The organism is Candidatus Thiodictyon syntrophicum, from assembly GCF_002813775.1.
Classification (GTDB): domain Bacteria; phylum Pseudomonadota; class Gammaproteobacteria; order Chromatiales; family Chromatiaceae; genus Thiodictyon; species Thiodictyon syntrophicum.
In genome coordinates this window covers 39,416-60,679 of the sequence record NZ_CP020370.1, presented here as the reverse complement: position 1 = coordinate 60,679, position 21,264 = coordinate 39,416, and the positions used below count along the sequence as shown (strand labels likewise).

The 21,264-nt window shown below is 66.3% G+C and carries 21 protein-coding genes; 12 read left to right on the top strand and 9 right to left on the bottom strand.

What is annotated here, in order from left to right; genetic code table 11:
* The first annotated feature begins 2 nt into the window (after nucleotides 1-2).
* Both THSYN_RS00275 and THSYN_RS00270 read left to right on the top strand, forming a co-directional pair.
* On the top strand, nucleotides 3-1,175 hold the full coding sequence (locus THSYN_RS00275) for a PQQ-dependent sugar dehydrogenase (protein WP_100917367.1): 1,173 nt from the start codon (nucleotides 3-5) through the stop codon (nucleotides 1,173-1,175).
* Between the two features lie 277 nt (nucleotides 1,176-1,452).
* Nucleotides 1,453-2,379, top strand: a complete 927-nt coding sequence (locus THSYN_RS00270) for a DMT family transporter (protein WP_100917366.1) — start codon at nucleotides 1,453-1,455, stop codon at nucleotides 2,377-2,379.
* Between the two features lie 61 nt (nucleotides 2,380-2,440).
* Here the strand turns inward: THSYN_RS00270 and THSYN_RS00265 are convergent, their stop codons facing one another.
* The 3 genes from THSYN_RS00265 to THSYN_RS00255 form a co-directional block, all read right to left on the bottom strand.
* The gene (locus tag THSYN_RS00265) at nucleotides 2,441-3,061 is read right to left on the bottom strand and encodes a Uma2 family endonuclease (RefSeq protein ID WP_100917365.1); all 621 of its coding nucleotides are present in this window, start codon (nucleotides 3,059-3,061) and stop codon (nucleotides 2,441-2,443) included.
* Between the two features lie 51 nt (nucleotides 3,062-3,112).
* A complete protein-coding gene (locus THSYN_RS35110; protein WP_216644649.1) occupies nucleotides 3,113-3,739 on the bottom strand; it encodes an AAA family ATPase in 627 nt (208 codons plus the stop codon).
* 137 nt (nucleotides 3,740-3,876) lie between these two features.
* Entirely contained in the window at nucleotides 3,877-5,097 is a 1,221-nt protein-coding gene (locus THSYN_RS00255) for an argininosuccinate synthase (RefSeq protein WP_100917364.1), read from the bottom strand.
* 379 nt (nucleotides 5,098-5,476) lie between these two features.
* Between THSYN_RS00255 and THSYN_RS00250 the strand changes: the two genes are divergently transcribed.
* From THSYN_RS00250 to THSYN_RS00235, 4 genes are all read left to right on the top strand, one after another.
* A complete protein-coding gene (locus THSYN_RS00250) occupies nucleotides 5,477-6,667 on the top strand; it encodes a hypothetical protein (RefSeq protein ID WP_100917363.1) in 1,191 nt (396 codons plus the stop codon).
* A gap of 8 nt (nucleotides 6,668-6,675) precedes the next feature.
* A complete protein-coding gene (locus THSYN_RS00245; RefSeq protein WP_100917362.1) occupies nucleotides 6,676-8,355 on the top strand; it encodes a tetratricopeptide repeat protein in 1,680 nt (559 codons plus the stop codon).
* A 175-nt stretch (nucleotides 8,356-8,530) separates the two neighbouring features.
* Complete coding sequence (locus THSYN_RS00240; RefSeq protein ID WP_100917361.1) at nucleotides 8,531-9,025, top strand: type II toxin-antitoxin system VapC family toxin; 495 nt, start codon at nucleotides 8,531-8,533, stop codon at nucleotides 9,023-9,025.
* Nucleotides 9,009-9,203: a hypothetical protein gene (locus THSYN_RS00235; protein ID WP_157817372.1), complete on the top strand. Its 195-nt coding sequence runs from the start codon at nucleotides 9,009-9,011 to the stop codon at nucleotides 9,201-9,203. The genes THSYN_RS00240 and THSYN_RS00235 overlap by 17 nt, the downstream gene beginning before the upstream one ends.
* Nucleotides 9,204-9,235: 32 nt before the next feature.
* Here the strand turns inward: THSYN_RS00235 and THSYN_RS00230 are convergent, their stop codons facing one another.
* A complete protein-coding gene (locus THSYN_RS00230) occupies nucleotides 9,236-10,039 on the bottom strand; it encodes an alpha/beta fold hydrolase (RefSeq protein ID WP_100917359.1) in 804 nt (267 codons plus the stop codon).
* Between the two features lie 230 nt (nucleotides 10,040-10,269).
* On the opposite strand from THSYN_RS00230, the gene THSYN_RS00225 reads away from it, so the two are divergent.
* The 3 genes from THSYN_RS00225 to THSYN_RS00215 are packed head-to-tail and all read left to right on the top strand — an operon-like array spanning nucleotide 10,270 to nucleotide 13,806.
* Nucleotides 10,270-11,286, top strand: coding sequence for a glycosyltransferase family 2 protein (locus tag THSYN_RS00225; protein WP_100917358.1), 1,017 nt, complete (start codon nucleotides 10,270-10,272; stop codon nucleotides 11,284-11,286).
* Complete coding sequence (locus THSYN_RS00220) at nucleotides 11,283-12,911, top strand: ArnT family glycosyltransferase (RefSeq protein WP_100917357.1); 1,629 nt, start codon at nucleotides 11,283-11,285, stop codon at nucleotides 12,909-12,911. The genes THSYN_RS00225 and THSYN_RS00220 overlap by 4 nt, the downstream gene beginning before the upstream one ends.
* Nucleotides 12,904-13,806 carry a phosphatase PAP2 family protein gene (locus THSYN_RS00215; protein WP_236848754.1) on the top strand — a complete coding sequence of 301 codons (903 nt, stop codon included), beginning with the start codon at nucleotides 12,904-12,906 and terminating at the stop codon, nucleotides 13,804-13,806. Before THSYN_RS00220 ends, THSYN_RS00215 begins: the two co-directional genes overlap by 8 nt.
* Nucleotides 13,807-14,032: 226 nt before the next feature.
* Here THSYN_RS00215 and THSYN_RS00210 read toward each other — a convergent pair whose 3' ends face one another.
* Genes THSYN_RS00210 through amrB form a run of 3 tightly spaced genes read right to left on the bottom strand, consistent with a single transcriptional unit; the run spans nucleotide 14,033 to nucleotide 16,685 of the window.
* A complete protein-coding gene (locus THSYN_RS00210) occupies nucleotides 14,033-15,322 on the bottom strand; it encodes an HlyC/CorC family transporter (protein WP_100917356.1) in 1,290 nt (429 codons plus the stop codon).
* A 6-nt stretch (nucleotides 15,323-15,328) separates the two neighbouring features.
* Entirely contained in the window at nucleotides 15,329-15,907 is a 579-nt protein-coding gene (gene amrA / locus THSYN_RS00205) for an AmmeMemoRadiSam system protein A (RefSeq protein WP_100917355.1), read from the bottom strand.
* Entirely contained in the window at nucleotides 15,894-16,685 is a 792-nt protein-coding gene (gene amrB / locus THSYN_RS00200; RefSeq protein WP_100917354.1) for an AmmeMemoRadiSam system protein B, read from the bottom strand. Before amrB ends, amrA begins: the two co-directional genes overlap by 14 nt.
* 199 nt (nucleotides 16,686-16,884) lie before the next feature.
* On the opposite strand from amrB, the gene amrS reads away from it, so the two are divergent.
* From amrS to THSYN_RS00185, 3 genes are all read left to right on the top strand, one after another.
* Nucleotides 16,885-17,973, top strand: coding sequence for an AmmeMemoRadiSam system radical SAM enzyme (gene amrS / locus THSYN_RS00195; RefSeq protein WP_100917353.1), 1,089 nt, complete (start codon nucleotides 16,885-16,887; stop codon nucleotides 17,971-17,973).
* 78 nt (nucleotides 17,974-18,051) lie between these two features.
* A complete protein-coding gene (locus tag THSYN_RS00190; protein WP_100917352.1) occupies nucleotides 18,052-18,507 on the top strand; it encodes a hypothetical protein in 456 nt (151 codons plus the stop codon).
* 460 nt (nucleotides 18,508-18,967) lie between these two features.
* Nucleotides 18,968-19,402, top strand: a complete 435-nt coding sequence (locus THSYN_RS00185; protein ID WP_157817371.1) for a hypothetical protein — start codon at nucleotides 18,968-18,970, stop codon at nucleotides 19,400-19,402.
* Nucleotides 19,403-19,554: 152 nt separating this feature from the next.
* Here the strand turns inward: THSYN_RS00185 and THSYN_RS00180 are convergent, their stop codons facing one another.
* Together THSYN_RS00180 and THSYN_RS00175 are read right to left on the bottom strand one after the other, a co-directional pair.
* Nucleotides 19,555-20,553 (bottom strand): tetratricopeptide repeat protein, encoded by a 999-nt coding sequence (locus THSYN_RS00180; protein WP_216644648.1) that lies wholly within the window; start codon nucleotides 20,551-20,553, stop codon nucleotides 19,555-19,557.
* A gap of 7 nt (nucleotides 20,554-20,560) precedes the next feature.
* Complete coding sequence (locus tag THSYN_RS00175) at nucleotides 20,561-21,217, bottom strand: phage tail protein (protein ID WP_100917350.1); 657 nt, start codon at nucleotides 21,215-21,217, stop codon at nucleotides 20,561-20,563.
* Nucleotides 21,218-21,264: the final 47 nt, after the last annotated feature.

The window sequence follows — 21,264 nt, the reverse complement described above, 5'->3', positions numbered from 1 at the left end:
CTATGAGACCCTCGCTAGTCCTTGCCCTGACCCTGCTCGGGTGGTCGCAGATCGCGGGTTGCGCGCCCCCAAGCGGCCCCGCACCCATCAGCGGCGAGGTCCCGGAGGCGCGCGGCTGGCGGCTGGAGACCGTCGTCGGCGGGCTCGAACACCCCTGGTCCATCGCCTGGCTGCCGGACGGCTCGGCCCTGATTACCGAGCGGCCGGGGCGGCTGCGGGTCTTGCGCGACGGCCGCCTGGACCCGGAGCCGATCGCCGGGGTGCCGCAGGTGCTGGCCTATGGTCAGGGCGGACTGCTGGACCTCGCGCCGCACCCTGATTTTGCCGCAAATGGCCTGGTCTATTTCACCTTTTCCGAGGGCACCCGGGACGCCAACCGCACCGCCCTGGCGCGCGGGCGCCTGCAGGGGCACCGCCTGGAGGATGTCCAGGTCATCTTCCGTAACGCGGACACCAAGGCCGGCGGCCAGCACTTCGGCTCCCGCCTCCTGTGGCTGCCGGACGGGTCGCTCTTGATGAGCGTCGGCGACGGCGGCAACCCGCCGGTCGCCTTCGCCGGGGCGAACATCCGCAACCAGGCCCAGAACCCCGGCACCCATTTCGGCAAGGTCCTGCGGCTGACACAGGACGGCAAGCCCTTCCCCGGCAATTCCATGGCCGACCGACCGGGCGCCAGGCCCGAGGTCTGGACCCTGGGCCACCGCAACATTCAAGGCCTGGCCCTGGACCCCAAAACCGGTCGGGTCTGGGCCACCGAACACGGCGCCCGGGGCGGGGATGAACTCAATCTCATCACCAGCGGCGGCAACTACGGCTGGCCCCTGGTCACCTACAGCCTGGAGTATTCGGGACCCAGGGTCTCAGAGGAGACCAGCCGGGCGGGGTTTATCGACCCGAAACTCGTCTGGGTCCCGTCCAAGGCACCCAGCGGGCTCGCCTACAACAGCGGGGATCGCTACCCGGGCTGGGGCGGAAACCTCTTCAGCGGTGCGCTCAAGTTCGGCCAAGTCCGCCGCATCGCCCTGGACGGCGAGCGGGCCGTCGGGGAGGACAAGCTCAGCATCGGCGCCCGGGTGCGGGACCTGCGCCAAGGTCCGGATGGGTACCTTTATGTGCTGACGGACGAGCCGGATGGGCGCCTGTTGCGGATTGTCCCCGACGGCGGGCGGCCTTGAGTCATCCTAAGAAGAGTATTTGGCCGCAAATAAACGCAAATAAGCGCAAATAGATCTGTTGGTTGGCATCGTCGCGGGCGTCACCCGGACGGCGAACAGGCAGTAAAGGCCAAGCCTCTGATTATTTGCGTTCACTTGCGTTCATTTGCGGCTAAACTGCTTTTTCTGGAGTCATCGATCATCCCGGCCGCGCGGCTTTCGGGTTTCCACGCGACGGGTTAAGCTCTGCTGGTTCGCCCTGCGCCTCTTCTCCGACATCCGCGGTCACTGCCCACCCATGTCTTCGCTCGCCATCCCCCTGCAGCGTTCATCCTATATCACCGGGGCCCTGTGGGGGCTCTTTGCCATCTCGATCTGGGTGGGCTGGATCCTGCTGACCCGCTATGGCGTCACGACCTCCCTTTCCCCCTTCGACATCACCGCGTTGCGGTTCGGCTGCGCGGGCGCCCTGCTGCTGCCGATCGTGATCCGCGACGGGCTGGGAGTCCGCCGGGTCGGCCTGCCGCTGCTCGCCGTCATCTGTACCGGCGCCGGCGTGCCCTATGTACTCATCTCCTCGGCCGGCCTGCAGTTCGCACCGGCGGCGCAGGCCGGTGCACTGATCCCCGGCACCATGCCATTGTGGGCCGCACTGCTCGCGACCCTCTTCCTGCACGAGCGTATCGCGGGGCCGCGCCGGGCGGGACTGCTGCTGATTCCAGTCGGCATCGTGATCTTGGTCGGCACCGGTCTGACTGACCTGGCCTCCGGCAATTGGCGCGGACAGCTCCTGTTTCTCCTGGCCGCACTGTGCTGGGCCAGCTTCACCGTGGCGATGCGCCGCGCCGGCACCAAAGGCTTCACCGCGCTGCACGCAACCGCGGTGGTCTCGGTGGTGTCCGCCGCCTGGTACCTGCCGGTCTACGTCATGCTCCTGCCGCACCGTATCACCGCGGCGCCCTGGGATGCCGTGGCGATCCAGACGCTCTATCAGGGCGTCCTGGTGGCGATCATCTCGCTCTTTGCCTACACCAAGGCCGTGAGCATCCTCGGGGCCTCCCTGGGCTCGAGCTTCGCCTCGCTGGTGCCGGTGCTCGCGATGCTGGCGGCGATACCGCTGCTCGGGGAGGTGCCGAGGCCCGCAGACTATTTCGGCATTGCGGCGGTGACCTTGGGGGTCTTTTTGTCCAGTGGTGCCTATGGGGCATTGGTCAAGAGCCGGTAGACGAGCCGGTTGAGCCTGTTGATTTCGCTGGTTATCCAATACATTGCGATCGAATGGGGCGCTAGAGGTCGTTCTCAAACAACGCCCGCACGTCGATAACAAAGCCCGGGAGGCTCTCGGCCGCCGCCTCTTGTCCGCAACCATAGACACCGCGGACGGTATAACAATCGGCATCGGCGGCAAGTATGAAGACGGTAATGGTCTGGCGCGTCGGGTCAACCAGCCAATACTCGGGAATCCCCGCTATCGCGTACTCGCGCCGCTTGGTTTCGCGGTCCCGCTTAGGGTCATCGGTGCTCATGACCTCCATCACCAGATCGGCGCCTTGCCAGTATTTGTCATGGCGGCGTTCGGCATGTTCGCGGCGCATGAAAACGATATCCGGCTCCCGCAGCTTACCCTCCCAAAGCTTGACGGGAAAGGGCGCAAACAAGACCGTGCCGAGCCGCGATACACCGACAAATGCCATCAGCGCGCGGTACAGCGCCGCCACCAACAGTTGATGGGACTCACTCGGCATCTCCAGCACCTCGACTCGCCCATGGTCGAATTCGGTCAGATGGTTCCCCGGCAGGCTGAGATATTCCTCCTCGCTCCATCCCCCCTGCGGCGGGAACAGGCGCGCGATGTCCCAGGCCGGCTCCAGGCCATCGGGAAGGAGACGGGCGGCGATCTGGTTCATGGGTCGGTCCTCACCGTTGGTTTCCCACGGTCTATTCTGGAGTCCAAGGCTTCAGCCTTGGGCTGGCGTTGAAGCTGAAGGCTGGCCAAGAATCAATCCGTATTGCTTTGCCAAGGCTTCGTTGAAGACCATCACGGCTGTTGGCGAGAGTCGCCAGGTGTTGACCAGGGGCTGGAGCCTTAACGCCAGCTCATCTTTGATGGGCGGCAGCCATGCTTCAGGCCAGGGACTCGGGTCTCCCTTAATCACCAGCACCAGCCGAAAGTCTGCCTTCGCCAGATCGAGCACTTTAAACGATGCAGGAAGCTCATGTTCCGAAATAGCGGTAGGATGCAGGGCGGACTCAGGTTCATCAATGATCACGATCGAGCTTGGATCGAGATACCGGTTGCCGAGCAGCGTGTCGAGGATCGCGATCTTCTTGATCCCTTCGGCCGTCACACCGATCGGAAACCGTTGGCGACCCGTAACGAACTGCCAGCGGCCCGACGCCTGATCATATTCAACCACGCCCCCAAGCAGTTTTTCGAGACGTGATCGTGACGCAGCGAATTCAGCATAGTTCTTGCCTTTCGTTGTCTGCTGCCGGAGCGCCCTAGCCAAATCCAGATAAGTGTCATCAAAACCAAAGACATTGTCTTGCTCGCGAGATTTTAGAATGATTTGCTGGAGTGACAAGAGTATTCAGCGGGCCAAAATTCTTCAGTTTGACTCGAGTCAGCATGCGTCGTCCTCCGAGACCAAATCGCTTGGGGTGGGCATCGTGACCCAGGACCGGCAGCGGCCAAGGCGCCGCCGCCCCAGGCCCCAAAGGCTCAGCCTCGCTTGCGCCCAGCCACCCGCAGCCGCAACGCATTGAGCCGGATGAACCCCGTCGCATCCCCCTGATTATAGGCCCCGGCATCCTCCTCGAAGGTGGCGATGGAGGCGTCGAACAGGCTGTCGGTCGGGGAGCGGCGCCCGACCACCAGCACGTTGCCCTTGTAGAGCTTGAGGCGCACCTCGCCGTTGACGACGCTCTGGGTCTGGTCGATGGCGGCCTGGAGCATCAGGCGCTCGGGGCTGTACCAGAAGCCGTTGTAGACCAGGCTCGCGTAGCGGGGCATCAGTTCGTCCTTGAGATGCGCCGCCTCCCGGTCGAGCGTCAGGGACTCCATGGCGCGGTGCGCCTTGAGCAGGATGGTGCCGCCGGGGGTCTCGTAGCAGCCGCGCGACTTCATGCCGACGAAGCGGTTCTCGACGATGTCGTCGCGGCCGATGCCGTTGGCGCCGCCGATGCGGTTCAACTCGGCCAGCAGGTCCGCCGGGCTCAGGGTCTTGCCATCGACGGCCACGCAGTCACCGCCGGCGAAGCTCAGGGTGATTTCGGTCGGGCGGTCCGGGGCCTGCTCGGGGGCGACGGTCCAGCGCCACATATCGGGGCCGGGCTCGACCCAGGGGTCCTCCAGGTCATAGCCCTCGTAGGAGATGTGCAGCAGGTTGGCATCCATCGAGTAGGGTGACTTGGTGCCGTCGCGCTTCATCTCGACCGGGATGCCATGGGTCTCGGCATAGGCCAGCAGCTTCTCGCGCGACAGCAGGTCCCACTCCCGCCAGGGGGCGATGATCTGGATGTCGGGCTTGAGCGCATAGGCGGTCAGCTCGAAGCGGACCTGGTCGTTGCCCTTGCCGGTCGCCCCGTGAGAGATAGCGTCCGCCCCGGTGGCGACCGCGATTTCCACCAGGCGCTTGGCGATCAGCGGGCGGGCGATCGAGGTGCCGAGCTTGTACTCGCCCTCGTAGAGCGCGTTGGCGCGCAGCATCGGGAACACGAAGTCCCGCACGAATTCCTCTCGTAAATCATCGATATGGATTTCCTTGACCCCGGCCGCCGTCGCCTTGGCGCGCGCCGGCTCCACCTCCTCCCCCTGGCCGATGTCGGCCGTGAAGGTCACCACCTCGCAGCCGTAGTTCTCCTGCAGCCAGCGGAGGATAACCGAGGTGTCCAGGCCCCCTGAGTAGGCCAGCACCACCTTGTTGATCTTGCCCTTTGCCATCGAATCTGCCCTTAGAATGCGGAAAAGGGCGCAGTATAGACTGCCCCCGGCGTGGCGGGGAGCGCGCGGGCGGCGGTTCGTGCGCTGGCCTCAATCGTGGTCCCGGCCACGGCGCTCGCCGGGAGGTCGTTGGTCCGCACAGCGGACCCTACGGGCGCCGTAGGGTCCGCTGTGCGGACCGAACGCCGCGCCAGCCCCTCGCACACCGTCGAGGGCGCTTCGGATGCCCTGCGTTTCCGGTAGTACCGCAGCAGCCCCTCGCCTCGGGCACTGCCGTCGCGCGCGGGAAAGGCAATCCCCGGTTAGAATCCGCCTCGTAACCTCCGCGGATTTCACCCCGCAAAGCCCTCTAATGCCCCGAGTGCTCCAGGAGTCATCCATGCCCGGCGACGACCAAGCGAGCCTGACCGCCCATCCCCGGGCACTGGACCTATTCACCGACCGGCTGAGCGAGCGGCGGCGGTTCGCCCACTATCTGCACTCCCGGCCGCCCGAACCGCGGCCGATCTTCTTCCATGGCGACGGCGGCACCGGTAAGTCACTGCTGCTCAAGCACCTGCGCGCGCAGTTCTGCCGCCTCCTGCCGCCGGATGAGTGGGCACATTGCGACGGCCAGCCGGACACCCGCGTCGGCCACCAGGCCTGTCTCGACGCTTATCGCGCCTTGGTCGGCGCGGACGGCTCGGGGGACAGCATCAAGGTCCCCTGCATCTGGCACGACTTCGCGGCGACCGACGCGAGCGAGGGGAACCCCCAGGACGCCTGGCCCGCCCTGTTGATGCTGCGCAAGCAGTTGACCAAGTCCGGCTTCAAGCTGCCGACCTTCGACTATGCCGTCACCCGCTGGCTGCGCGCCACCGATCGTCTCAGTGCCGATCAACTCAAGCAGTTACTCCCGGTAGAGGAATTGGATGCGCTGGGTGCCGGTGTCGATTTCCTGACGGCCGATCAAGGCCCGATCCTCAATCTGCTGGCGCGGGGCCTCGAGGTGGTCGCCCCCGACTGGCAGGGCAACCTGCAACTCCTGCTTGCGCAGCGCGGCATCGACGCCGCGACCCGCAAGCGGCTCGATACCCTGTTCGATACCGACCGCGACCCGAGCGCCCTGGATAACGCACTCAACGCCCTGCCGCGCCTGTTTGCCAACGACCTCAACGTCTGGATGCAGCGCCCCGGGGCCGTGCCGCGCCTGGTGCTGCTGTTCGACACGCACGAGGCCTTCTGGGGGGTGACCGCGAACAGTCCCGGTCCCGGCAGTCCTATTTTGATGAGGACGCCTGGCTGCGCCGACTCGTCAATGGGCTCTATCCGATCGGCGAGCCCAACCGCGGTATCGTCGTCGTCATTGCCGGCCGCGAGCCGCCGCGCTGGGCCGAGGCCGTCGCGGACAAGATCGAAGCCGAACGCATCGACTGCCAACTGGTCGGACACTGGGGCCGGGCCGACGCCCGCGACTATCTCTGCCGGGCACTCGCTCCGGCCAACTTCACCGACCCAGCCGAGGATTGCGGCCCTCTCGTCGTCGCATCCGCCGCGGACCAGCCCAATCCCGCCCAAGACGAGGCACTGATCGAGGCCATGATCCGCAGTGCCGAGGTCGCCGAGGATCAGGTCCACCCGCTCTATCTCGGACTCGCTGCCGATATCTTCTGCTTGGCGAACAAACGGGGGCAACGTCTCACCGCCGCAGCCTTTGCCGTGGCCCCTGAGCACACCGACCATCGTGCGGCCATGGTCGAGCGGCTGTTGCGATACTGCCCCGAGGCCGTCGCCCACGCGGTCAAGGCACTGGCCGCCGCCCGCGGCTTCGACGAGGCACTCTTCTACGCCTTGGGTGAGCGCCTGCACTTCCGCCACGAGCGGCCGGACTTCGAGACCCTCACCCGCTTCTCTTTCTGCTGGACCAGCCCCGAGCGCGACCGCTACCGCATCCATGACCTGCTGCGGCGCCTGCTCGCCGAGGAGGACCCGGCGCAAATGCAGCAGGCCCATGCCGCTCTGGAGGCCATCTACCGCGAGCGTGCCGAAACCGAGCCGGTCGCCATCGCCGAAGTGATCTATCACGCCAATCGGCAGAATTGGGAACGCGGTTATAATGAATGGACCGCAATCATGCGCGAATCTGTCAATGGGGCATGTTATGGAGTAGCCCAAGCACTGACTGATATCAGAGTGGCTTTAACGCTCAAGACAGATCTTTCTGCCGCCAACGTTGCTTGGCTTACCGGGGAGTCCGCAGGTTTCCTTCAAGATAACCGACTAGCTGAGCAGACTCTGCGCGACGCGATAATGCACTGCGATGATGCGCTTCAGAGTGATTCAAACCTGCTAGATGCCCTGGACCTCAAGGGTTCTGCCCAGTTTAGGCTAGGAGACCTGCGGGTGAGATTAGACGACAAAGCCCGCGCCGACGTAGATTACCGCGAAGCGATCTTTAGTTTCGATAAAGCACTTGAAATCGATCCGACATTTGCGCCTGCTCGCGCCCATAAGGGAATCGGCCTCGCTGGACTAGCAGCATCGATTTCAAATTCCGACCCAGATGCTGCCGTACAATTTTTCAATGCGTCGATAGCTGAGTTTGAAACGGCGCTGAAGTTGACGCCAAGAGACGCGCGCTTTCATTATAACAGAGGTAATGTTCTGCGATTCCTCGGAGATCATTTGATGGCTCATGGAGATGATGGCGGAGCTATTTCAGCGTACCAGTCCGCAGTGCACGGGTTTGACAACACGCTGAAAGTGGATCCCAATCATGTATTTGCAAATCCAACGAAAGCTGGGGCTCTCGTAGGTCTTGGAATGATTTTTTCAAAGACTGGGCATAACTCTGATGCCAAAATCGCTTTCTTGGAAGCCGTGGCCGCATGCGATGAGACGCTAAAGATTGCCCCTGAATATGTTGTGGCTCACAATAACAAAGGTTCTGCCTTGAATAAGCTCGGCGCGCTTTACGTATCGCTTGGAGACTTGCCAGCGGCAAAATCTGCTTATGAGAAAAGCATTGAGGCTTTAGATGCTGCGCTACGGCGCACTTCGAGTGATGCATTGGTTCTGAGCAACAAAGGAAAAACATTGCACCAGCTAGGTGCGCTGCTCCTCAACCAAGAAGCGATGGCACTCGGTTGTGCCGTCCTAAGTGAGTCCGAGGTCATCTTGACCCAGGCGTCGAGTCTGGCGCCGACAGACGAGAGCTTGATTGTAGAGCTAAGGTTGGTGCAGGACTTGATCACACAGCGCTGTATCTCCCACGGATAGAGAAGCTGGGCCGGGCTCGAATTAATTCCGACTGACCGCGAGGCTGGCTGCTTTCGAGAACCGCCCGCTAGAATCTGCGCGAAGCCCGATTCCCTGCTGCAACGAGCGCTGGTCAGATTGCTGGTTCGTCCGGGGTAATGGCCGAGTTTGGCCGCACGCAGAACAGACTGGAAACATGAAGAAAACCGTCTACATCGAGACCTCGATCCCAAGCTACCTGACCGCCCGGCCAAGTCGGGATATCAGGGCCGCCGCCTGGCAGCAGATCACCGGGCAGTGGTGGGACGAGGCACGCGCGGGATTCGATCTTTTCACGTCCGAGTTGGTTCTTGTCGAGGCATCGGCTGGGAATCCGGAAGCGGCCGCGCGCCGGCTGGAGGCGTTGCAGGGGATCGCGGAGCTTCCCATCGACGAGGAAGCGCAGGAGCTTGCCGGCCAATTGATCGCGAGAGGCGGTATCCCCGAGTCCGCAGAAGCCGATGCGCTGCATATTGCCGTAGCCGCCGTGCACCGCATCGATTTTCTGCTCACCTGGAATTGCCGCCACATCGACAACGCAACCCGCAAGCCGATCATTCGCTCTATCTGCGGCAGCCTGGGCTATTCCTGTCCGGAAATCTGCACGCCGCTGGAGCTTCTTACGGAGCCTGAAGATGATGTACCAAGATGAAATCCTGACCGAAGTCTGGCGCAATCGCGATGCCTATGCCGCCCTGCACCATCACAGCCTCGCCGAGATGGTGGCCGATCTGCGAGCCAGACAACACCGGCGGGATTGCAAGCTGGTAGATCGCCGGGGCGGGGCGAGGCCGTCCGAACCGGCGCGGACCTCCACGGCCGAAGCCTGACGGCCGAAACAAGCCGTTTGCCACTGGAGGCTTCAGTCCTTCAGGAACCCATCCACCGCCGCGACGAACGCCTCCGGCTGATCGGCATAAACCCAATGCCCGGCATTGGGAATGCTACGCAGCCGCGCCAGCGGAAAGAGCGCGCGAATGCGCGGCAGCCCCTCGCCGGTCACATAGTCCGAGCGGCTGCCGTAGAGAAAGAGCACGGGGCCGGGGAATTGCAGGCCGACGGACTCCGGGAAGCCCAGCAGGTCCTCCAGGGACTGGGCGAGCGCCTCCAGGTTGACGCGCCAGCGCCAGCCGCCGCCGACTCCGGCAGCAGGGCGGTCATGGACCAGGTTCTGGAGCAGGTAGCCGCGCACCGGGGCGGAGGAGATGGTAGCGGCCAGGCGCACGTCGGCGTCGCGCCGGTCGGCGATCTCACCGAGCGGCAGGGCGGCCAGGGTCCGCACCAGGGCGCCGTGACGGCTGGCGTAGGTGACCGGGGCGATGTCGGCGACCACCAGTGAGCCCACCCGCTCGGGCGCCGTCAGGGCCAGCCACATGGCCGCCTTGCCGCCCATGCTGTGGCCCACCAGGTGCGCCCGGGGGAGGCCCTCGGCGTCCAGGAGGGCAGTGAGATCCGCGGCCATGGCGCGGTAGTCCATGCGCGGGTCCCAGGGGGATTGGCCGTGATTGCGCAGATCCGGCACCAGGACCCGGCGCCCGGCGGCGAGCCGGCGGCTGATGGCGTGCCAGTTGGACGCGGAGCCGAAGAGTCCGTGGATCAGGACCAGCGGGAGGCCGTCGGCGGCGGGGTCGCCGTAGCGGCGCAGGTGGAGTCTGAGGGTGGTCATGGGGGCTGCGGCAATGGGGGTCTCGGTGCGGTTCCCCTAGTCTCTCATGCGGACTGCCCCCTGGCGGCGTTGAACGACGCCCGGGGCGCGGAGCGCCTGACACAGGCGTGAAACCGCTGGAGCGGTGTCACAAGAGGACTCGCGCGGGCGCGTTCGGGTGTTGATCTTTTCCGGTGGGGCGTTTAGCGTTCCCCCGCCCGACTCAGACCCGCCCTGCACGGACCCGCCCTATGACCAGCCCCGAGACCCCCGAACCGGCCGCCCGCCCGGCCTTGTCGGTCGTGATCCCACTGTTTGACGAGGTGGATAACGTCGCACCCCTGCTGGCGCGCGCCCATCAGGGGCTGGCGGACTATGGGGGGGACTGGGAGCTGATCTGTGTGGACGACGGCAGCCGGGACGGCACCGGGGCGCGCCTGATGCAGGAGGCGACGCGCTCTGGTCCCCATGTGCGTGTCATCCGGCTGCGCCGCAACTTCGGCCAGACGGCGGCCATGCAGGCGGGCTTCGAGGCGGCGCGCGGGGTCCTGATCGCCACACTCGACGGGGACCTGCAGAACGACCCGGCCGACATCCCGCGCCTGGTCGAGGAGTTGCTGGCGCGCGACCTGGACCTGCTCCAGGGGTGGCGGCGCCACCGCCAGGACGCGCTGGTGCTGCGCAAGGTCCCCTCGCGCATCGCCAATGCGCTGATCGGGCGGGTGACGGGGGTGGCCCTGCACGACTACGGGTGCAGCCTCAAGGTCTATCGGGCGGAAGTGGTGCGGGAACTGACCCTGCTCGGTGAGATGCACCGTTTCATCCCGGTGTGGATGGCCGGGGTGACGGCGCCCTCGCGCATCGGGGAAACCGAGGTCAGCCACCAGGCGCGCCGCTTCGGGACCTCCAAGTACGGGATCTCGCGGACCTTCCGGGTGATCCTGGACCTGCTCTCGGCCTTCTTCTTCCTGCGCTTCGGCTCCCGCCCGGGGCACTTCTTCGGGTCGATCGGGATCGTCTTCGGGACCATCGGGGGGGCCATGATGGCGTGGCTCCTGGTGGTCAAGTTCGGACAGGGTGAGAACATCGGCCAGCGGCCCCTGCTGTTCATCTCGATCCTGTTCCTGGTCACTGCGGTCCAGTTTCTTACCACCGGGGTGCTGGCCGAGCTGATGATCCGCACCTTTTACGCCTCCAGCGACCTGGGCCACCACCGCATCCGCAGCCAAACCGACCCCGCCGCGGCGGGCTGGAAGACACACCCATGAAGCCCCTCCAAGACTATCTCAACGCCGCCTTCGCCTCCCCCTGGATGCTGGCGGCGATCGTCGTCTTCGCCTTCTTCTGGCAAATCTGGTCCCTGCCGCTCATGGACCTCGACGAGGGGGCCTTCACGGAGGCGACCCGGGAGATGGTCGCCAGCGGCAACTACATCACCCCGCACCGGGACGGCGAGCCGCGCTACGACAAGCCGATACTCACCTATTGGGTCCAAGCGGCAGCGACCCAGGTGCTCGGATTCAACGAATTGGCGCTGCGGCTGCCATCGGCCGTGGCGGCCTCACTGTGGGTGCTGGCGCTCTGGCTCTTCGTGCGCGAGCGGCTCGACGCGCTCACCGCCAATGTGGCCGGGATGGTCATGGCCCTGTCGCTCCAGGTGTCACTGATCGCCAAGGCGGCGACCGCGGATTCGCTGCTGAACCTCTTTATCGCGCTCGCGTTCTTCGAGGTCTACCGCTTTTATCTGCGGCCGGACGCGGGGCGCCGCGCCGCCCCGGTGTTGCGCCTGTGGCTGTGGATGGGGCTGGGCTTTCTCACCAAGGGGCCGGTGGCGGCCTTCTTTCCGCTGGTGGCGAGTCTGCTCTTCTTTTGGTCCGAGGGGGCACTGCGGCACTGGCTGCGCGCGGTCCTGTCGCCGCTCGGCTGGCTGATCTTTCTCCTGGTGGCCGGACCCTGGTATCTCGCGATCTATCTGGACGACGGCCCCGGGTTCTTCGCGAGCTTTTTCCTGAAGCACAACGCCGCGCGCTATGGCGAGGCAATCCATGGGCACGGCGGCTTCTTCGGCTATTACTTCGTGATGCTGCCCCTGATCCTCCTGCCCTTCACCGGTTGGTTCCTGAGCCTGCTGCCGGCCTGGCGCGCCGCCTGGGCCGACCCCCTGGACCGCTTCCTGTGGATCTGGTTCCTCATCGTCTTTGTCTTCTTCTCATTCTCGGGCACCAAGCTGCCGCACTACCTGCTCTATGGCTGCACCCCGCTCTTCATCCTGATGGCGCGCCATCGCGACCTGCTCACCGGGCGCTGGCTGGCCTTCATCCCGCCCCTGCTGCTGGTCGGCGCCTTGCTGGCGATGACCCGGGCGCTCGAGACGATGCGGGAACTGAGCAGCAAGGCGCACGAGGTGGCGATCTACAACGACGCCCTGGCCCTCTTGGACCCGACCTATTTCTATGCCTTGTGGGCCGGGGGCGCGGCCCTGCTCGGGCTCTTTCTGTGGTCGCGGCCGCCGCTGTGGCAGCGCCTGATCCTGGCCGGCGTGGTCCAGGGCCTGCTGGTCTTCGGAGTCCTGGCGCCGCGGGCACTGGCGGTCTTGCAGGCGCCGGTCAAGGAGGCGGCCCTGACCGCGCGGCGGCTCGACCTGCCCACGGTGGTCTTCAATACCTCCATGCCGAGCTTCAGCGTCTACCGCGGTGCCATTACGCCCAACCGCCCGCCGCGGCCCGGGGAGCTGGTCTTTCTGCGCGTGGACAAGCTGGACCAGCTCGCCCGCGCGGTCCCGGACCTGCGGCTCGATCTGGTCTATCGCCGCGGTCCGGTCGCCCTGATGGTGGTACGCGAACAGGTCCGCCCGACCGGCGGGACCCAACCGGGCGGCCGTCGCGGTGACTGAGGGTCTGATCGCGACTTGGCGCCGCGAGCTAGGGTCTGATCTGCGGCGGGCGCTGGCCATCGGGGCGGCACGCACCCCCCTCGACCCACCCGGCGGGGGGGCCTGGCTCGCCGCCTGGGCACTGGCCTGTCTGACCACCGGCCTGACGCTATGGCTTGCGGGCGGCTATCACGCCGGGTTCGCGGGGCTGAACGCCGCCGCCGACAGCTACCCGGGCTGGGTCCTGCAATGGCTCACCGCCGTCGGCGGGGATGCGGCGCCCTTTGCGCTCGGGCTGTTCCTCGCCCGCCGCTACCCGCGGGTCCTGTTGGCCCTGATGCTGGCCGCGATCCTGGCCAGCGCCTACAGCCGCGGCCTGAAGCCACTGTTCGACGCGGCCCGCCCGTCGGCCGTCATGCCGCTTGCGGATTTCAACCTGATCGGCCCGGCCTTGCGGCGGGCGAGTTTCCCCTCGGGCCACAGCGTGGCGGCCGGGGCCTTGTGCGGCGTGCTCGTCTATTACGCCCGCTGGAGCGAGACCCGGGTGCTGTGGGTCCTGTTGGCCACCTTGGTAGGCCTGAGCCGGGTGGCAGTGGGGGTACACTGGCCGGTGGACGTGGCCTTCGGGCTCGCGGGCGGGGTGCTGGCGGCCTGGATCGGCGCCCGCCTGGCAGCGCGCTGGGGTGCGCTGGCCAGCAAGCCAGGGGTCCATCTGACCCTGGTCGCCATCTGTGCGCTCAGCGCCATCTCGCTGCTCCCGGGCGGGGGCGATTACCCCCTGGCGCGGCCCCTGCTCCAAGCCCTGGGCGGCGCCGCGCTCGCCTATGCCCTCGCGGGCTACGTCGTCATGCCGCTGGTGCGTCGCCGCCGCGCGGTCCCCGTCGGGTCCGCTGCGCGGGCCGAATCCGACCCCTGATGGGCCGTTCCAGACTGAGCGTCGCCCCTCTTCACTTTGACATGAGCACTTTCCTGGTTATCCCAAAAAAGCAGTTTAGCCGCAAATGAACGCAAATTGACGCAAATAATCAGAGGCTTGGCCTTTGCTGCACGTTCACCATTCGGGTGACGCCTGCAACAATGCCAACCAGGAGATTTATTTGCGCTTATTTGCGTTCATTTGCGGCCAAATACTCTTTTGAGGGCTATCCACGCCGCTCCGGCCGGCGGGCCTTGCGGCCCTGGCGCGGCGGCAGCTTGACGGTCTTCACCGTATTCTCGGTGGTCTGGATGATCTCCATCGGATGGCCGTGCAGCATCAGGCTGGTACCAGGCTCGGGGATGGTCTCCAGATACTCCAACACCAGGCCGTTGAGGGTCTTGGGTCCATCCGTCGGCAGGTCCCAGCGCAGCGCCCGGTTGAGGTCGCGCACCCCGATGCCGCAATCCACGAGCAGGCTCCCGTCCTCGCCGCGGTGGATCTCGGCGATGCTGTCGGAGGGGTCCGTGGTGAACTCTCCGACGATCTCCTCCAACAGGTCCACCAGGGTAATCAGGCCCATGAAGTCGCCGTATTCGTCGACCACCAGGGCGATGCGCTGCTTCTCGCGCTGGAAATTGAGCAGTTGCTGGTAGAGTGGGGTACCCTCGGGGACGAAATAGGGCGCCTGGGCGATGGCCCGCAGGTGCTCCTTGCCGAGCCCCTGGTCGAGCATGGCGTGCAGGGCGTTACGGGAGTGGAAGACGCCGATCACGTTGTCGATGCCGCCGTCGAACAGCGGCAGACGGGTATAGCCGGCGTTGCGGATGGCCGCGATGATCTCGTCGGCGTCGTCCTGGATATCGATGCCCTCCACCTCGTTGCGGGGGATCATGATGTCCTCCACCGTCGCCCGCTCAAGATCCAGGATGGCGAGCAGCATGGAGCGGCTTTGCTCCGGGATCAGGGCGCTGGACTCACTCACCACGGTGCGCAGTTCCTCCCGGCTGAGGGCCGAGCCCGGCCCAGGTCCGGAGCGCACCCCAATCAGCCACAACAGCCCGTTAGCGAACAAGTTGACCAACCACACTACGGGATAGAGGACCTTCAGCAGCGGTGTATAGACATAGGCGGCCGGGTAGGCCAGGCGCTCCGGGTTGAGGGTGGCGAGCGTCTTGGGTGTGACCTCACCAAAGATCAGGACCAGGAAGGTCAGAACCCCGGCCGCGATCCCGATGGCCGCCTCCCCGCCGAGGCGCAGGGCAATGATGGTGCTGATCGATGAGGCCAGGATGTTGACGAAGTTGTTGCCGAGCAGGATCAGGCCGATCAGGCGGTCCGGGCGCTCCAGCAGGACCCGGGCCAGGCGGGCACCCCGATGACCCTGATCGGCCTGGTGGCGCAGGCGGTAGCGGTTCAGGGTGAAGAGCGCCGTCTCGGTCCCCGAGAAGAAGGCGGAGCACAGGAGCAGGGCCACGAGGGCGACCAGGAGTCCGGTCAGCGGGATGTCATTCACGGAGGCTTAACCGCCGAAGGATTCGGTGTGATAGCGCGAGACCCGCAGGGTCGGGCTCCAATAGTCGCCCGGGAGTCCGGCCTTGCCCTTGAGATGGTTGAGGAACTCCCTGGGCCTTGGCAGCGACTCCCAGACCGACGGCAGAAAGGTCCCGCGCGCTGCACCGTCGGCGAGGATCAGGCCGTCGACCCCGGGGCGCAGTTGCCGCAGCAGGTCCTGCTCGTCGCGAAAGCGCATGGGCTCGGGGATGGACAGGACCGAGATGTCCAGGGTCAGGGCGTCCAGTTCCCAGGGCTCCAGCCGCGGAAACCGCGGATCGCGGAAGGCCGCGGCGAAGGCATTCTCCGCCACGTCCTGGACCAGCGGCGCACAGGGCTCCAGGTGGCCGATACAGCCGCGCAGCGACTGGAAATGGTTCAGGGTGACAAAGGCCGCCCGGTGGGCCCGCAGGGGCTCCGGAAACCCTGCCGGGTCCGGGGTCAGGGGCGTGCCCCGGGCCAAGCCGTGGCGGAGCGACTCCCAGGCGACATCCAGCAGCAGCCGTCGCGCCTCGGGGTCCAGCATCGCGGGTTCAGAAAACGGCATAGGCACCATACCCCACCACCTGGTCGCGGGGACCGGCGGTATCACCAGAGTTACGCAGGTCCAGAGTGCGCACCTGCATTGCGCGGCGGCGCGCGGCCACCAGCAGCCCGGCGAGCGGCGTGGCCCCGCAGGCCGCCTGGTGGTCGAGGGCCGCGGGCTCCAGCTGCTCGATCACCCGGGTGGTCTCCCGGTCGAGCCGGGTCGCGGTGGCATAATCGTGATAGTGACTGAGATCGGAGCTGATGACGATCAGGGTCTCGTCCCCGCCCCAGAGCCGGTCGATCACCTCCGCCACCGCCTCGGGCTCAACGGCCCCGACGATCAGGGGCACCACGCGGAAGTCGCCAAGCACCCGCTGGAGGAAGGGCAACTGGACCTCCAGGCAGTGCTCGCCGTCGAAGGCGGCGTCCAGGCGCTGGACCTGGGGCAGGTCGGCAAGCCCCGCCAGGGCCTCCCGGTCCAGGTCCACCGCGCCGAGCGGGGTCAGCAGGCGGTCCGCGCCCGTAAAGGCGATGCCGCGAAAGGGCAGCCGGTGGGCCGGGCCCAGCAGCACCACCCGACGGATGCGCGCGGCGATGGGGGCGAGCCGGGCATAGGCGCTGGCCGCGATGGGCCCCGAGTATTGATAGCCCGCGTGGGGCGCGATCAGGGCCTTGGGGTGCGGCAGGGCGCCGCTGTCCGCGACGCCGGCCAAAAGGTCATCGACGCGGCGCCCCAGGACGACTGGATTGGCCGGATAGAAGGCCCCGGCAACGGCCGGTTGACGATCGATCGACATGGGAGTGTCCCTCGCGTGGTGCCCGACGAGACGGGCGTTCTACCGTCATTATAGCGAGGCTGCGCCGCCAACCGCCGCGCCGCGGCGTTTGGCCTATCCTTACTCTAACAGGAAGGGGCGCTCTCCCCGTCCCGAACCTTCCCCGCGTCGCCCGGCCGCGCGTGCGGGCCACCGGCTTCACAGCGACGAGTAGCTCACCATGACGAACCACCCCACCCAGTTCTGGCACCCGCTCCCGGACGGCCGGGTGCAATGCGATGTCTGCCCGCGCGCCTGCCGATTGCGCGAGGGCCAACAGGGCTTCTGCTTTGTCCGCGCCTGCCGCGACGGGGCCCTGGTCCTGGAGGGCTATGGCCGCTCCAGCGGCTTCTGCGTCGACCCGATCGAGAAGAAGCCCCTCAACCACTTCCTGCCCGGCACCCCGGTCCTGTCCTTCGGCACCGCCGGCTGCAACCTCGCCTGCCGCTTCTGCCAGAACTGGGACATGAGCAAGTCCCGCGACCAGGACACCCTGGCCGCCGCGGCCGATCCGCAGGCCATCGCCCGGCGCGCCGCGCAACTGGGCTGCCGCTGCGTCGCCTACACCTACAACGACCCGGTGACCTTCCTCGAGTACGCGGTGGACACGGCGCTGGCCTGCCGGGAACTGGGCATCCGCAACGTGGCCGTGACCGCGGGCTATGTGAGCCCGGGGGCGCGCGAGGCCTTCTTCGCGCCGATGGACGCGGCCAATGTGGATCTCAAGGGTTTCACGGAAGAGTTCTACCGCCAGGTCTGCGGCGGCCACCTGGCACCGGTCCTGGAGATGCTGCGCTACCTGCGCCACGAGACCACGGTCTGGTTCGAGCTCACCACCCTGCTGATCCCCGGCTACAACGACAGTGAGGCCGAGATCGACGCCATGACGGCCTGGGTGGTGGGCAACCTGGGGGTCGATGTCCCCATGCACTTCACCGCCTTCCACCCGGACTGGAAGCTGCGCGACGCCCCGCCCACCCCGCCCGCGACCTTGCAGCGGGCGCGTGAGATCGCGCGGCGCAACGGCGTGCGCCACGCCTACACCGGCAACTGCCATGACGCGGCGGGCGGCAGCACCTGGTGCCACGGGTGCGGGGCCCTGTTGATCGAGCGGGACTGGTACCAACTCGGCCACTGGGGGCTCGACGCGACCGGACACTGCGCCGCCTGCGGCACCCCCTGCGCCGGGGTCTTCGAGGCGCGCCCCGGCACCTGGGGCGCCCGGCGCCTGCCGGTGGGGTTCGGGCAGGCCCAACCGGCGCCCGACTGAGCGCGGTCGGCGCAGGTCGCGGAGGCACTCGCCGACGCGATAGAATCCTGCCCATATCCATGAATCGGGCACAGACGCATGACCAAGCCAACCAACCTCGCCGGCAAGATCGATCACCTGAAGTCCATGCTCGTGCAGGCCACCGACTTCGACCAGCCGATGGGCTATTTTTTCGACGTCCTGGCCCTCGATCCGGCCTTCCGCGAGCGCGGCCGCCCGCTCAAGGATGCAGCCATCAAGACCCGGTTCCGCACCGTGCTCGAGGCCATGCAGCAACAGGTCATGCCTGGCTGGACGGGCGAGGGGCGAATGATCTCCGCCTTCTGGCTCAAAGACTACGGCTTCGCCCACGGCGCCTGCACGGTCGCGGAGCGGCTGGGCGTGACCTTCTATTTCCGCGACCTGGACATGGGCCTCAGCACCCTCGCGTCCCTGCGGCCCGGGGACCAGGTGCTGTTCGCACGGTTCTCGGTCCAGGAGGGCGGTGATCCGGACAAGAACTATCAGTTCGACCGGCCCGGGCGGCGGCATTGAGGGGGGGCGGGCGAGCGTCACGGGGGCAGACCCGGTTGTCGTCGGCAGTTGCGAGGCGTTAACCGGTCGATGAAACTGGCGGCTGGCGGCTGGCGGGTTGCGGTTGGCTTGATACCTTTATGGAGTCGGCGGCCTTGGTCGTCGTTCCGGCCGCGAGGGTACAGGAGGTCGAGGCTTTAGCCGGTCGACTTCGCGTCGCAGCGGCCCTGGTCCGGCTAAAGCCTCGACCTCCTGTGCGGGACCCATGGGCGGTGACCGGAACGATGATCGAGGCCTGTTTGGGCCTCGATCATAATTCCGGCCACTGCATCGATTGCGGACCGGCGACCTCCCGCCTGGCAGGGTGGCCGGGGTTATAATCAAGGCCCTCGATTCTATGTCGGGCGGCGCCGGCGATAAGCACTCGCGCCTGACCCCGTTCCCTTTGCGGATCACGTCCGCCCTGTCAGAGGAGACGACCATGCGCCCACTGGCCCTCAATGAAAGCTGCGCCCCCGTCGCGGTTGACCCACGAGAACTTTATTATCCGAGCGGCATCGAGATCACCCCGGGAGCGCGTTACCGCTTCGCGGCGAGCGGCACATGGCAAGACAGTTGGATCACCTGCGGCCCAGAGGGCTGGCCGAGTTGGCTGTTGTCGCCGTGGAACCGTTTGCCGTGGCAGCGGGTGTTCCTGCTGTGCGGCTGCGGCGGTAAGGATCTCACCCGTGCATTCCCGATTGGATCAGGGTGCGAATGGAGCGCCCCACCTGAGGCCGCCCAATGGCCGGACCGCCAACTCTACTTATTCGCGAATGACTGGCCGAATAAGTACGATAACAACCACCCGGTCGGCCCGGAAGCCGGGGGGCCGCTTTGCGTCGTCATCACCAGGATTCCCGAGCTGAAGAAGTAGCCGGGAGTTCCGGGAACAGTTTACTGAATTCGCGAGCCAAGAGGCGCCGTGGGTAGATGGGCAGATGGGTAGATAGTCGAACCACCGCATGTTGCGTGCCGCGACATCCCCGGCGCTATCGGCCGCCGTCACCATTATCGTCGTCTGCCGGCTCACGGGGCAGGTGCCGCCGCGGCAGGCGTCACGCCGGTCTGGGCGAGATGCCGATCGATTTGTCGATCCAGGTCCGGCCGCCAGGTGTCCGGCATGAGGACCCCCACCTTTGCCAGCAGTGCCTTGGCCTGCTCCGCCGCCGGGCCGGGGGCCAACCTGCGAGCGGCAGCGGCCGACCACAGATAGGCCTTGGCCAGGTCCGCCGCCGGCAGCAGACCGGACCCTGGGTCGGCGGGGGCGTTCAGATAGAGTTCCGCCGTGGGTAAGTAGGCGGGAAGCCAACCCTGGCTGGCGGACGTCTCCAGCCAATAGCGGGCGGAACGGGGGTCCGCCGGCTGGCCGACGCCATCACGCAGCATCAAACCGAGGCGGAACTGGGCCTCGGCGTTATTGGCCTGCGCTGCCGCCTGTATCCAACGCAGGGCCAATACGGGATCACGCACTGCAACATCGCCGTCCAGGTAAAACCCCGCCAGCCGCAATTGGGCGGCGGGCAAGCCCCTTTCCGCTGGCTGCCGACACAACTCAAGCGCCCTCTGCGGGTCCTTGGGCACCCCCTCGCCGGCCATGTAAAGTTCGGCCAGGGAGCAGGAGGCGGTAAGGATTCCCGACAAAGCCGCCTGTTCATACCAATGTGCCGCCCCCGCCAGGTCCACTGGCCGGTGCACGCCTCGGCGCAGGCAATCGGCGAGTAACTGCTGGGCGGCAGGGATACCGCCTTGGGCGGCCTTTTCCTGCCAGCGGCAGGCCTCGACCGGGTCCCCCGGCCGCCCCCAGCCGAACTGGAAAAACAGGCCCAGGCTGAATTGGGCCAGGGGGTTGTCATCGCCGTGTGTCAGGTAGGCCTGATAGGCCTTGGCATAGTCGCCCACGGCCAAGGCCGCCTGGGCGTCTCTCAGTTCTCCGGCCAAGTCGGGTACTGCATTCGCCGCTCCCGAGAGTAGCCCCAACAGGATCGAGCCCAGGATCGCAAGTCGGCGCTTCGCATGAACAGTCACGTTTGGGTCAGTTGCGGGACGGGTAGATGCCGTACAGGGCGATGATCGGGTTGAGCACGAGATAGGGCTGGACGATGGAGAAAGGCAGATTTCCACCGGCGCTGCCGACCGTGGTGCTGACGCTGCTGACCTGGATGGCCCCTGCCGTCATGTCGACGTCCGGCGCTGACGTACTGTATTGACCGACCCTGGCTTTGGCCGCCCAGGCATTGCCGCCAGGTCCGTCGGCATTGCCCGCAGCGCTCACCCCACGCGCCTTGATGGCGATGCTGGTGGCGGCGCTGTGCGTGTGGGTGGGCATCTGGCTCACCGTGAGCGTGACGTTCTCAGTTCCTCCCTTCTCGCCGAGCCAGTAATTGCTCGTCCCGGGCCCTTGCCCCGCGCCGATGATCACCCGGCCCCGGGTATCGGGCAGGGCGAAGTTGGTCCGGCCATCGCCGCCGTAGGTGCCGCCGAGCAGGGAGTACAATGCGGTGTTCTCGGCTATGGACAGAATCCGGCCGTCTGTGAAGGCATAGCCAAGAGGTGCGAAGTTGTAGGGGACGATGCAGATTTCGCCTATGAAAGGTTCATTGCCACAGGCGCCGGCGTTGGGGCTCCAGGCAGCGGCGGCCAGGGAGAGGGTGGCCAGGGCGGCGGTGGCGAGGCGGGCATTGGACGACATGCTGTGATTCCTCCAGTTGTTCGAGGGTTCGGGATGCGCGTGACCGC

What these genes read in the sequence shown, in the direction of transcription:
- THSYN_RS00230 (WP_100917359.1), bottom strand. Translation starts at nt 10,039, where the DNA reads ATGACCACCCTCAGACTCCACCTGCGCCGCTACGGCGACCCCGCCGCC.
- THSYN_RS00275 (WP_100917367.1), top strand. Translation starts at nt 3, where the DNA reads ATGAGACCCTCGCTAGTCCTTGCCCTGACCCTGCTCGGGTGGTCGCAG.
- THSYN_RS00265 (WP_100917365.1), bottom strand. Translation starts at nt 3,061, where the DNA reads ATGAACCAGATCGCCGCCCGTCTCCTTCCCGATGGCCTGGAGCCGGCC.
- THSYN_RS00250 (WP_100917363.1), top strand. Translation starts at nt 5,477, where the DNA reads ATGCCCGGCGACGACCAAGCGAGCCTGACCGCCCATCCCCGGGCACTG.
- THSYN_RS00245 (WP_100917362.1), top strand. Translation starts at nt 6,676, where the DNA reads ATGATCCGCAGTGCCGAGGTCGCCGAGGATCAGGTCCACCCGCTCTAT.
- THSYN_RS00240 (WP_100917361.1), top strand. Translation starts at nt 8,531, where the DNA reads ATGAAGAAAACCGTCTACATCGAGACCTCGATCCCAAGCTACCTGACC.
- THSYN_RS00255 (WP_100917364.1), bottom strand. Translation starts at nt 5,097, where the DNA reads ATGGCAAAGGGCAAGATCAACAAGGTGGTGCTGGCCTACTCAGGGGGC.
- THSYN_RS00225 (WP_100917358.1), top strand. Translation starts at nt 10,270, where the DNA reads ATGACCAGCCCCGAGACCCCCGAACCGGCCGCCCGCCCGGCCTTGTCG.
- THSYN_RS00220 (WP_100917357.1), top strand. Translation starts at nt 11,283, where the DNA reads ATGAAGCCCCTCCAAGACTATCTCAACGCCGCCTTCGCCTCCCCCTGG.
- THSYN_RS00235 (WP_157817372.1), top strand. Translation starts at nt 9,009, where the DNA reads ATGATGTACCAAGATGAAATCCTGACCGAAGTCTGGCGCAATCGCGAT.
- THSYN_RS00185 (WP_157817371.1), top strand. Translation starts at nt 18,968, where the DNA reads ATGCGCCCACTGGCCCTCAATGAAAGCTGCGCCCCCGTCGCGGTTGAC.
- THSYN_RS00270 (WP_100917366.1), top strand. Translation starts at nt 1,453, where the DNA reads ATGTCTTCGCTCGCCATCCCCCTGCAGCGTTCATCCTATATCACCGGG.
- amrS (WP_100917353.1), top strand. Translation starts at nt 16,885, where the DNA reads ATGACGAACCACCCCACCCAGTTCTGGCACCCGCTCCCGGACGGCCGG.
- THSYN_RS00175 (WP_100917350.1), bottom strand. Translation starts at nt 21,217, where the DNA reads ATGTCGTCCAATGCCCGCCTCGCCACCGCCGCCCTGGCCACCCTCTCC.
- amrA (WP_100917355.1), bottom strand. Translation starts at nt 15,907, where the DNA reads ATGCCGTTTTCTGAACCCGCGATGCTGGACCCCGAGGCGCGACGGCTG.
- amrB (WP_100917354.1), bottom strand. Translation starts at nt 16,685, where the DNA reads ATGTCGATCGATCGTCAACCGGCCGTTGCCGGGGCCTTCTATCCGGCC.
- THSYN_RS00190 (WP_100917352.1), top strand. Translation starts at nt 18,052, where the DNA reads ATGACCAAGCCAACCAACCTCGCCGGCAAGATCGATCACCTGAAGTCC.